The sequence below is a fragment of the Intrasporangium sp. genome (assembly GCF_036566125.1).
Lineage (GTDB): Bacteria > Actinomycetota > Actinomycetes > Actinomycetales > Dermatophilaceae > Intrasporangium.
This window is the reverse complement of record NZ_DATCWX010000206.1, coordinates 1-10,525: the sequence shown is the minus strand read 5'-3', so window position 1 is coordinate 10,525 and position 10,525 is coordinate 1. Positions and strand designations below refer to the sequence as shown.

The 10,525-nt window shown below is 69.5% G+C and carries 11 protein-coding genes; 8 read left to right on the top strand and 3 right to left on the bottom strand.

Annotated features, from left to right (window positions below; translation table 11 throughout):
• The coding region (locus VIR15_RS12895; protein ID WP_331928222.1) for a GlxA family transcriptional regulator at positions 1-907 on the bottom strand (907 nt) is incomplete at its 3' end.
• A gap of 93 nt (positions 908-1,000) precedes the next feature.
• Here VIR15_RS12895 and VIR15_RS12890 point away from each other — a divergent pair.
• Together VIR15_RS12890 and VIR15_RS12885 are read left to right on the top strand one after the other, a co-directional pair.
• A complete protein-coding gene (locus tag VIR15_RS12890; protein WP_331928220.1) occupies positions 1,001-1,267 on the top strand; it encodes a hypothetical protein in 267 nt (88 codons plus the stop codon).
• Between the two features lie 2 nt (positions 1,268-1,269).
• Positions 1,270-2,235 carry a DMT family transporter gene (locus VIR15_RS12885; RefSeq protein ID WP_331928224.1) on the top strand — a complete coding sequence of 322 codons (966 nt, stop codon included), beginning with the start codon at positions 1,270-1,272 and terminating at the stop codon, positions 2,233-2,235.
• A gap of 20 nt (positions 2,236-2,255) precedes the next feature.
• Here the strand turns inward: VIR15_RS12885 and VIR15_RS12880 are convergent, their stop codons facing one another.
• Positions 2,256-2,696, bottom strand: coding sequence for an SRPBCC family protein (locus tag VIR15_RS12880; RefSeq protein ID WP_331928218.1), 441 nt, complete (start codon positions 2,694-2,696; stop codon positions 2,256-2,258).
• A gap of 165 nt (positions 2,697-2,861) precedes the next feature.
• Here VIR15_RS12880 and VIR15_RS12875 point away from each other — a divergent pair, with 165 nt between their 5' ends.
• Genes VIR15_RS12875 through VIR15_RS12860 form a run of 4 tightly spaced genes read left to right on the top strand, consistent with a single transcriptional unit; the run spans position 2,862 to position 6,329 of the window.
• On the top strand, positions 2,862-3,854 hold the full coding sequence (locus tag VIR15_RS12875) for an ABC transporter ATP-binding protein (protein WP_331928216.1): 993 nt from the start codon (positions 2,862-2,864) through the stop codon (positions 3,852-3,854).
• Positions 3,851-4,597: an ABC transporter permease gene (locus VIR15_RS12870; RefSeq protein WP_331928214.1), complete on the top strand. Its 747-nt coding sequence runs from the start codon at positions 3,851-3,853 to the stop codon at positions 4,595-4,597. Before VIR15_RS12875 ends, VIR15_RS12870 begins: the two co-directional genes overlap by 4 nt.
• Entirely contained in the window at positions 4,594-5,718 is a 1,125-nt protein-coding gene (locus VIR15_RS12865) for a sensor histidine kinase (RefSeq protein WP_331928212.1), read from the top strand. Before VIR15_RS12870 ends, VIR15_RS12865 begins: the two co-directional genes overlap by 4 nt.
• Complete coding sequence (locus tag VIR15_RS12860) at positions 5,715-6,329, top strand: response regulator (protein ID WP_331928210.1); 615 nt, start codon at positions 5,715-5,717, stop codon at positions 6,327-6,329. Before VIR15_RS12865 ends, VIR15_RS12860 begins: the two co-directional genes overlap by 4 nt.
• On the opposite strand, the gene VIR15_RS12855 is transcribed toward VIR15_RS12860, so the two are convergent.
• Positions 6,326-8,932 (bottom strand): AMP-binding protein, encoded by a 2,607-nt coding sequence (locus tag VIR15_RS12855; RefSeq protein WP_331928208.1) that lies wholly within the window; start codon positions 8,930-8,932, stop codon positions 6,326-6,328. The two genes, VIR15_RS12860 and VIR15_RS12855, sit on opposite strands and share 4 nt — an antisense overlap.
• Before the next feature lie 264 nt (positions 8,933-9,196).
• Here VIR15_RS12855 and VIR15_RS12850 point away from each other — a divergent pair, with 264 nt between their 5' ends.
• Both VIR15_RS12850 and VIR15_RS12845 read left to right on the top strand, forming a co-directional pair.
• Positions 9,197-9,382, top strand: coding sequence for a hypothetical protein (locus tag VIR15_RS12850; RefSeq protein ID WP_331928206.1), 186 nt, complete (start codon positions 9,197-9,199; stop codon positions 9,380-9,382).
• 135 nt (positions 9,383-9,517) lie between these two features.
• Positions 9,518-10,525 (top strand): ATP-binding protein (locus VIR15_RS12845; RefSeq protein WP_331928204.1); only part of this gene is annotated, 1,008 nt, incomplete at its 3' end.

Genomic DNA, 10,525 nt, shown 5'->3' with positions numbered 1-10,525 from the left:
CCAGCTCCCTCTGGAAATGGCTGCGCAGGACGGCCGCCGTAGCGAAGCCGCAGGCGTGGGCGATGGCCTCGACGTCAAGGGTGGTCGTCTCGAGCAGGTGCCGGGCGCGTCGGATGCGCTGCGCGGTGAGCCACTTGTGAGGCGTCGTGCCGACCTCCTGGCCGAACCGGCGCGCGAAGGTGCGCTCGGACATGTTGGCGCGGGCCGCGAGGCTTGGCACCGAGTGGTCCTCGTCGAGGTGCTCAGACAGCCAGTCGAGGACGTCCTGCAAGCTGTCGGAGGGCTCGGCCGGCACTGGGGTCTCGACGTACTGGCGCTGTCCACCTGCGCGGTGCGGGGGCACGACCATGCGGCGTGCGATCCGGTTGGCCACGTCGGTGCCGAGCTCCTTGGCGACCAGGTAGAGACAGGCGTCGATCCCTGCCGCCGTCCCCGCACTGGTGAGGACCGGACCGTCCTCGACATAGATCGCATCGACGTCGACCCGGGCCTCAGGGAAGCGCTCCCCGAGCAGCTCGGCGTACCTCCAGTGGGTCCCGCAGTCGCGTCCGTCCAGCAGGCCCGCCTCGCCGAGCCAGAAGGCGCCACTGCACACCGAGAGCACGCGGGCACCGCGGTCCACGGCCTCCCGGAGGATCTCGAGCGCCTCCGGCCGGAACGGTCCGTTCACCGAGCCACCCGGAATGGCAATGAGATCCGCATCTCGCGCCGCCTCGAGCGGGTGCGTTGCGACGATCCCCATCCCGGTCTTCGTGGCGAGCACCCGGGTCGGGTCGACGGCACAGACCCGGAAGTCGAACGGCGGCACTCCGTCCTCGGTCCGGTTGATCCCGAAGACCTCGCAGAGGACGGCGAGCTCGAACGGTGCGACGGGTTCCTCGACGAGGACGGCGACAGTGCGAAGCATGTTCTGAGTGTGGCACAAAGTTGGCAGAAAATGAACGTACATCGTCAGTTCTGCCACTCGTGGCGGTAATCAAACGAGCGCATTATTTCTGCCATGACCTCTTTCACTCCGCTCCTGTTCATCGCCCTCCTCTACCTCGCCCTCGAGATCCGGCATCGTCGCTCCGCCGACGGCCCGCGCTGGCGCCCCGGCGAGGACCTGCGGTCCGATCGCGACGAGGCGCGACGCGGCGCAGAGCTGGCCGCGATCGCCCGGCCCTCCACCGCGCCTGCGCAGTCCGGTTCGCCCACCGCGCCTCACCGCGTCGCGCGGAAAACTGGGGGGACACCGAAGCATCCGATGCCTACCGTCGTGTCGTGACGATGCCCGACCACTCGACCTCCACCGAGACCCTGGCACCGAGTCGGCCAGCCGACCGGCAGCATGCGCCGAGCACGCAGACCGCCTCACGGTGGCTCGTGCTCGGCGCCATGGCGGTGACGCTGGTGCTGTGGGCATCGGCCTTCGTGGCCATCAGGCACCTGGGCCAGGACGTCCCGCCCGGGGCGCTCTCCCTGGGGCGCCTGCTCGTCGCGTCCGTGGCGCTCGGGATCCTCGTGTTCCGACGAAGGCCGACGTGGCCGCGACGGTCTGACTGGGCCCTGCTCCTGCTCTGCGGGGTGGCCTGGTTCGGGATCTACAACCTGGCCCTGAACGACGCCGAACGACGCATCGATGCCGGAACGGCGGCCCTGCTCGTCCAGATCGGGCCGATCATCGTCGCCGTGCTCGCCACGGTCTTCCTCGGCGAGCGCATGACGCCCTGGCTGATCATCGGGATGGTCGTCGGCTTTGGCGGCGTCGCGATCATCGCCCGCGGCTTCTCAAACGGCGGCACCGGCGACCGCGTCGGTGTCTGGTTGGCCGTCCTGGCTGCCGTCACTTACGGCGTGGGCGTGCTCGCGCAGAAGCCGCTGCTCCGGCGCCTCCCCGGCCCTGAGGTGAACTTCCTCGCCTGCGTCATCGGCGTCGTGAGCCTGCTGCCCTGGTCGGGCGAGCTCGTCACCGTTGTGCGCGAGGCCGAGGTCAGCTCGCTGCTCTGGATCGTCTACCTCGGCGTCTTCCCGACTGCGGTCGCCTTCTCGCTGTGGGCTTTCGCGCTCGCTCGAAGCGACGCCGGCAAGCTGACGCTGACGACCTTCCTCGTTCCGTTCATCGCGACCCTGATCGCCTGGGTCCTGCTCGGGGAGGTCCCCGCGGCCCTGACGTTCGTGGGCGGCGCGCTCTGCATCGCGGGCGTGCTGCTCACCCGACGGAAGCCTGGCCCGCGCGCCGCGCCGATCGAGTGAACAGCTTTCGGGCTGATCGTTCAGCGCCCTCCCGCCTCGACGTACTTCTTGAGGCCCACCCAGTTCCGTCGTTCCCAGCGTGGGCCGATGGCCGCGAGCACTGGAGATAGCAGACGCATCGGGCCCACGAGGCCCATCTCCCAGTCCCAGCTGAGCCGAGTGCCGTCCCCGCTCTCCTCAAAGGTGAGCGTGCCGTCCACCTCCATGTACGACGAGCGTATGGCGTTGTGAAGGCGGTTGGGCCGCTCGTACTCCAGCATCTCCATCGTCATCACACCCTTGGCACCCATGCCCTTGGGCTCCGCGACGAAACGGGCACCCTTGCCGACCGGCCCCTCAGTCACCTTCTCGGCGTGGACGATCCGCGGGTTGTACTTCGGCTCATTCCGCTCGTCCGCGACCAGGTCGAAGACCTCGCCAACCGGCGCGTCGATCGTGATCGATCCAGCAATCCGAGCCATGGCGACACTCCTTCCGGGGCGGTTCCCACCGACGAGCGTCGCCCAGCAGCGACGCGCTGAACAGGGCCGTTGGTCCCGGCCACGCCCGCCGGCATGACACCTGTCACCCCGGATCCCGGATATCTGCACCATGGTGCCGAGTCCCCCGGCCCCGACAGTGGTTCCATGAACACCGACGTGGCACCAGCCATCGAACTGCGCGATCTCGTCAAGACGTTTCGGGGACCCGGCGAAGCCGTGATCCGAGCCGTCGACGGGATCAACCTCACCATCAAGCCGGGCGAGATCGTCGCGTTCCTGGGCCCGAACGGCGCCGGCAAGACGACGACGCTCGACGTCATCCTTGGCCTGACCGAGCCAACGAGCGGCGCCGTCCGCGTCCTCGGACAGGCACCACGCCACGCGATCCTGGCCGGGCGGGTCTCCGCCGTTCTCCAGACCGGCGGGCTCCTCCGCGACGTGACAGTTCGCGAGACCGTCCGGATGATTGCCTCGACGTATGCCGCTCACACCCCTCTCGACGAGGTGATCGACCGCGCGGGGCTGGGTCCCATCGTCAACCGGCGCGTGTCCAAGTGCTCAGGTGGCGAACAGCAACGGCTGCGCTTCGCCCTCGCTCTCCTGCCCGACCCCGACCTGTTGATCCTCGACGAACCGACCGCAGGGATGGACGTCACGGCCCGGCACGAGTTCTGGGAAACGATGCGGGCGGACGCGAACTCCGGGCGCACCGTCGTCTTCGCGACGCATTACCTCGAGGAGGCCGACTCCTTTGCGGACCGGATCGTGCTCGTGGCAGGGGGTCACGTGGTCGCCGACGGCACGACCGCGCAGATCCGCAGCCGGACCACCGGCGGCCGCCAGCTCAGCGCGCGGATCCCGGACGGCCGGTGGGAGGTCGTCAGGGCGAGGCTGTTGGAAGCCCCCGGTGTCATCGAGGTCTCGCAGCGTGGCGACCGGGCCGTCGTCGCGGCATCCGACTCCGACGCGATCGCCCTGCTGCTGCTCACCGAGCTCGGCGGGACCGACCTCGAGGTGTCCTCGGCCAGCCTCGATCGCGCTTTCATGGCACTCACCGCGGGTGACCCCGAGAGCGAGCTCAGCGGCATACCACTTCTTCGTGAAAAGCACCACGCAGCAAAGGAAGTCGTCCGATGAGCGCTACGTACACCCTCCTCGAGATGAAGCGCATCACTCGGGACTACATGGGCATGTTCTTCACGGCGGTCCTTCCCGCGTTCTTCTATGTCATCTTCGGCTCGACCGTGGACGCCAAGGAGACGGTGATCGGCAACGGGAACGTCGCGATGTACGTGATGATCAGCATGGCCGCGTACGGCGCCGTCACCGCGACGACCAGCATCGGTGGCCAGGCCGCCACGGAGCGGCTGCAGGGCTGGGGCCGCCAGCTCGGCATCACGCCGATGAAGGACTCCCAGTACGTCGCCGCCAAGGCCGCCGTCGCCATGGTCGTGGCCGCCATCCCGATCCTGCTGATCTTCGTGCTCGGCATGTGGACCGGTGCGCGCGGGTTGATGAGTGCGTGGCTGCTCAGCGGGCTGCTCTGCCTCGGCGGCTCGGCCGTCTTCGCCCTCTACGGCATCCTCGTCGGCACGGCGTTTCGCAGCGAGTCGGCAACCGGTGTGGCCAGCGGATCCGTCGTGATCTTCGCCTTCCTCGGCAACGTCTTCATCCCCCTGTCCGGCACGATGCTGACGATCGGCAAGTTCACGCCGCTCTACGGTTACGTCGGCCTCGCCCGGTACCCCCTGACGGAGGGTCACCTCGCGGACGGCACGTGGGAGCCGCTCTGGATGCCGTTGGCCAACGTGCTCGGCTGGACGGTCGTGTTTGCGATGCTGGCCACATGGTTCGTCAAGCACGGTCGCGACCGCCAGTGACCGGCAGAGCTGGCAAGCAGCAGGCCGGGGCGCCAATGAGGCGGCCCGGCCTGAGCCCGTGGAGCCGCTACGGCTGGATCATCCAGTCCGTGTGGCTCGTCTTCCTCATCTTCCCCATCATCGGCCTCGTGGACCGTCACCTCGCCGGGTGGCAGGTCGCGCTCGGAGTGGTCGTCATCCTGGCCTTCGGATTGTCGTTCAGCCTCGCCCTCCGCCACCTCGACCGACTCGAGAAGGCAGGGCTGCCGAGGCACGGCGCCGGCGCTCGCTGGCTGCTCGCGCTCGTCTTGTGCGCCTTGATTACGGTGCCGCTCATCGGCTTCGCCGCGACGTCGTTCCTGCCGTTCATCGTCGCCTTCGCGATGTTCGGGCTGCCGTTGGCCATCGCCATCGCCATCGCCGTCGTGGCCTTCGCTGCCAGCGCCTTGGCCACCCTCTCCGTCGACGTCGGCCAGGACGGCTGGGTCGTGGCCTTCATCGTGCTGTCTGTCGGGGTCATGGCGGCGGGCATCCGGGTCCTGGCCAGCCGCGGCGCGCGATACGAGGCCATGTCGCGTGAGCTCGATCTCGTCGCCGAGCGAGAACGCGTCGCGCGTGATGTCCACGACGTGCTGGGCCACTCGCTCACGGTCGTCACCGTCAAGGCCGAGCTGGCCGAACGGCTCGTCGAGGCCGACCCGGAGCGGGCCCGGGCGGAGCTCGCCGCCATCCAGCAGCTGAGCCGGCAGGCGCTCGCCGAGATCCGGGCAACGGTCGGAGGTTTGCGCGCGGCCCGGCTGGACGACGAGCTCGAGGCGGCACGGTCGGCCCTCGGTGGCGCCGGGATCCGGGCAGAGCTACCCGCGGGGTCCGAGGACGTGGACCCGCGTCATCGGACCGTGCTCGCCTGGGTGCTGCGCGAGGCCGTGACCAACGTGGTGCGACACAGCGAAGCCTCCTCGTGCCGAGTCGAGCTCGCGTCGAACGTCCTCCGCGTCGTTGACGACGGTCGGGGCCTGGGCAACCAACCGGTCGGCAACGGGTTGCGCGGCGTGCGAGAGCGGGTGGAGGGGGCAGGCGGAACCCTCCGGGTCGCCACGCCAGCCGGCGGACGCGGGACCGAGCTGGAGGTGACGCTGTGAGCGAAGCGATCAAGATCCTGCTCGCCGATGACCAGGCCCTCGTCCGTGGGGCGCTCGCCGCGCTGCTCGGGCTCGAGCACGACCTCGAGGTCGTCGCGGAGGTGGGACGCGGTGACGAGGTGGTGGCAGCTGCCCGACGCAGCGGCGCGCAGGTCTGCCTGCTCGACATCGAGATGCCCGGGGCGGACGGGATCGAGGTGGTCGGGGCGCTGCGCCGTGAGCTGCCCGGATGTCGGTCCCTCATGGTCACGACGTTCGGCCGGCCGGGGTACCTGCGCAGAGCCCTCGAGGCGGGGGCTGCCGGGTTCGTCGTCAAGGACACACCGGCTCGTCAGCTGGCTGAGGCGGTGCGGCGCGTCCATGCCGGGCTGCGCGTGGTCGACCCGGAGCTGGCGGCCGAGTCCCTCGCGGAGGGGGTCAACCCGCTCACCGATCGGGAGCGCGAGGTGCTGCGCGTCGCGCTCACCGGAGGCACGGTCGCCGCGATCGCGGCTCGAGTGCACCTGTCGGCAGGGACCGTCCGCAATCACCTGAGCTCCGCGATCGGCAAGACGGGCACTGCCACCCGAGCAGAGGCGGCCAGAATCGCCCAGGAGCGTGGCTGGCTCTAGCGGCTGGCTCTAGCGGCTGCCTGCAGGTCCCAGCGACCGGCTGCGCTCAGGGCGCGAAGCGCCGCCGGCACGCCCTTGCTCCACATCCACCAATAGGCGACCCCGACGGCGAGCGACGCGACGAAGGCCGGGACCGGGCTGCCCCAGAGGTGCTCGAGCACCTGCCAGTGGATGACATAGATGTAGAGCGAACTCGCCGCGAGGACATGGACCACCGGGACGAGGGCAGCCGGGACCCGGGACACCGGCTTCCAGATGAGCAGCAGGACGAAGGCGAGCGAGAGCAGGTCCCGCGCTGGGTTGCCCGAGAAGGTACCGACCGCTCCGACAGCCACCACCGTCACGATCCACTGCTGGCGACGTGTGCCGGCGCGTGCGATCGACCAGCCGAGGAAGAAGAGGAAGAGGACAACCAGGGCGGACCCCTGCATCCGCGGACCCGGCAGCGGATAGAGGTCGAGTCGCAGGGTGAAGGCCACAGCGGTGAGGACGAGCGGGAGCGCGAAGGGCCAGCGCTTCTCGGCCCGGGCAAAGGCGGGCACGGCGACGAGGGCCATCGTGACGACGAGAGCGAGCACGAGGGCCTCGATGAACCAGAAGCGCCATGGCGGTCCGAGCCGCTCCTCGCCGAGCAGCCAGTTGGCGAGGACCACGTTGCGCGGCTCGTAGTAGCCCCAGATGACATGGGCAGGGACGATCACGGCCAGCGTCGGCAGCACCACCCGAGCGGCGCCTCGCCCCAGGGACCGCACGCGGCCCCGGGTCGCCTCGGAGGCCAGTGCGAAGCGGACCACGTTGAAGCCGACGAGCACGAGAAGGGCGTGGGCGGTGCCCTGGAGCGAGAAGAGGTCGGCATGCGTCCCGACGATGAGGACGATCGCCAGGGCGCGCAGCCACACGTTTGTCTCGATGGTGCGGCGGCGCAGAACCGCCTTGGCGCTTTCGGCACGCGGAGAGGACTCCCCGGCCACTCCAGCTCCGCGAGGCGCCTGCGCACGCAAGCCCGCCATCTCCTGGAGCTGGGCGACCGGCGTGAGGTGCCATGAGGTCGGAAGGGTCCCGAGAAGGCCCTCGAGGCGGATCGACACCTCGACGTAGGACAGTGAGTCGCCACCCAGCGCGACGAAGGTCGAGCTCGCATCGACATCGGCCCGGCCGAGTGCTGCCGCGTAGATCTGCGCCACGTTCCCGGCCCGGCCGCGCTCGGCCTCGTGTCCCACGTCCTTGAGCTCGTCAACGAGCCGAAGGATGGCAGCGTGGTCCGTCTTTCCACTCGCCAGCCGGGGGTGCTCTCCCACACCGACGACCTGGATGGCGGAGGTGGGCGCCCCCGAGAGGCGACTCGCGAGCCGGCGCACCGCTCCGTGGTCCACCCCGCGGCCAGCCGGATCACACACGGCCACGGCGAGGAGGCCCTCTCGACCGGCGCAGCGGGCGTCGTGGCCGGTCGCCCGCAGGCTGGCCTCGACTCGGTCCAGGTCGATCCGGTGCCCCAGCACCTTGGTGAAGCGGCTCCGACGCCCCGTGAGCTCATACAGTCCGGCCTCGGTGAGATGGCCCAGATCGCCGGTTCGCAGTCGGTCGACGGTGCGACCGAGTGCCAGGTCAGCGGGAGTCTCCGCGTAGCCGAGCATGACGTTGGGACCCGAGTAGACGAGCTCACCGTCGACGATGTCGAAGGCTCCGCCGGGGACCGGCACCCCGATGCTCGCCGGGTGCTCGAGGGCGCGAGCTGGTGGCAGGTAGGCCATCCTGGCCGTGCCCTCGGTCTGGCCGTACATGACGAAGAGGTCCCAGCCTCTGGCCTGCCCGACCGAGGCCCAGTGGCGCACCCGTTCGGGCTCGAGGCGTCCGCCCGCCTGCGTCACATAGCGCAGCCGGGGCAGGTCCATTGACGCGAAGCCGACGCGCTCGAGCAGCTCGAACGTGTAGGGCACTCCCGCCAGGGTTGTGGCGCCCGCTTCCCGGAACAGGGTCCAGAAGCACTCATCGACGACCGAGAGATCCGTCAGGGCGATGCTCGCACCTCGGCTCAGGTGGCTGTGGACCACCGATAGCCCGTAGCAGTAGTGAAGCGGCAAGGTGGTTGCCGCGCAGTCAGATTCACGGATGTTGAGGTAGGTCGCGATCTGGTCCGCGTTGGCGGAAAGGTTCTCCCAGGACAGCCGGACGAGCTTGGGCGAACCGGTGGATCCGCTGGTGCTGAGCAGGAGGGCAAGGTCGGGATGCAGGTCGTGCCCAGAGCCTTCGCGCAGCAGCGTGACGCTTCCGTCGGCCGCAACGACGACATCTGGGTCGTATGCCGCTCGCATCGTCTCGCGTGCCGGCTCGCTCCCGCTCGGGACGAGAAGGACCACGTGGCCGCCGAGGAGGGCACCGAGGTAGCCGACGAGGCTGTCGAGTCGGTTGGCGCCTTCGACGAGTACGAGCCGGCGCGTTCCGACGAGGCCGGCGGCGACGGCTGCGACGCGTGCGGCCAGGTCGGCGTACGTCACGATCACGTCCGGGGTGACGATCGCCGGCGTCGAGCCGCGGGCTGCGAGGTCCGCCAGCCAGGGCAGCCTGCAGGGCGTCGTGGTCGCCGCATCGGCAGTCACAGTCACGGGCGCCATTGAATAGGTAAGCCTTACCTAAATGCAACCGCCGTTCCCAAGGGCGGTACGTCGGGCACCGTCCTCCTGGGGGATGCGAGGGGGACTCTGAGTGGTCTCTGAGGTAGTGCCGGGTCCTTTGCCGAAGCCTTCTGAGGTAGTGGCCTCTTCCACCGTGCACAGGAGATAGGGAGGACGTCCGATGTGGCCGCCTACCTCATCAGCCGACGCTAGAGAAGTCAGCAAAACAGCACGACAAACCAGAGGAAAACCATCATGACTACGTCAATCACCTTGATGACGCCGGAGTTCCTGAAGGCCGAGATCGAGGCCCGCTACGGCTCGGCTCGGCGCAGGGGATGGCGTCAGCGGTCGGACGCCTCGCTCAGGATCGCGGAGCGGGCCCACCGCCGCCGCACCACCGAGGCGCCCCTCATGCCGAGGCCGGCCCGGGCTCACTGACCCGGGCCGCCCCGCCCCTGGACCGGTTCGCCCGTGACCAGTGCACAGAGACACTCCGTGACCGCCGCCGCCATCACCTCCACGGTCCCCGGACCCCACGAGACGCTGTCAGACCCATCCCGGATAATTCGGCGTATGCCGTTCACAACCGGGGCGATGGTCGGTCGCGACTCGGACCTGGCCCGCCTCGCGGGAGCCATCGGGCTCGTCGACTCGCCCGACGGCTCCCGCGGTGGCGTCGCAGTCCTGTCCGGGGACGCCGGCATCGGCAAGTCACGTCTTCTCTTGCAGCTGACCTCCGACGCGGACCAGGCCGGCTGGCTCACCGTCACCGGCCACTGTGTCGGGCAGGCCGGCAGTGCTCTCGCGTACCTCCCTTTCGTAGAGCTCATCGGCTTGCTCGACAGCATGGCGCCCGATGTCGTCACCCAGGTGCTCGGCTCCCATCCGAGCCTGGCCCGGCTCCTCCCACGCAGGGACGGCGACACCGCGGGCATCACCGACTCGGCGAAGGAGGCCAACCCGGCCCTCGTCGCCGAGTCGGTCCATGCGCTCTTCACCGCACTCGGCGCTGACCGCCCGACGCTCGTCGTCATCGAGGACGTGCACTGGGCCGACCACTCGTCCCGGGACCTGCTCACGCTCCTGCTGACCCGAGCGTTCACGACCCCGGTCGGCCTGGTGGCGAGCTACCGGGCGGACGACCTCCACCGCAAGCATCCTCTGCACGAGACCCTGGCCGTCTGGGACCGCATCCCGCACGTCACACACGTCAACCTGGCGCCGCTGCCCGACCCAGCCGTGGACCAGATCGTCGGCAGCATCGAAGGTATCCCCACCGATGCCCGCACGCTGCGCGAGATCACCCAGCGCGCCGAGGGCAACCCCTTCTTTGCCGAGGAGCTCGCCGCCAGCGCCGTGGCCGGTCAGCAGATCAGCGGTGGACTCGGTCGGGTCCTTCGCGCGCGCATCGAGCGGCTCGACGAGACGGCCCAGACTGTCGTCCGCGCGGTCTCGCTCAAGGGCGGCCGATACATCGGTCATGAGCTCCTGGACAGGGTCATGGGCCTGCCGGAGGCCGAGCTCGAGGCCGCAATCGCGCAGGCCGTGGAGCACCACGTCCTCGAGACGAAGTGGCCGCCC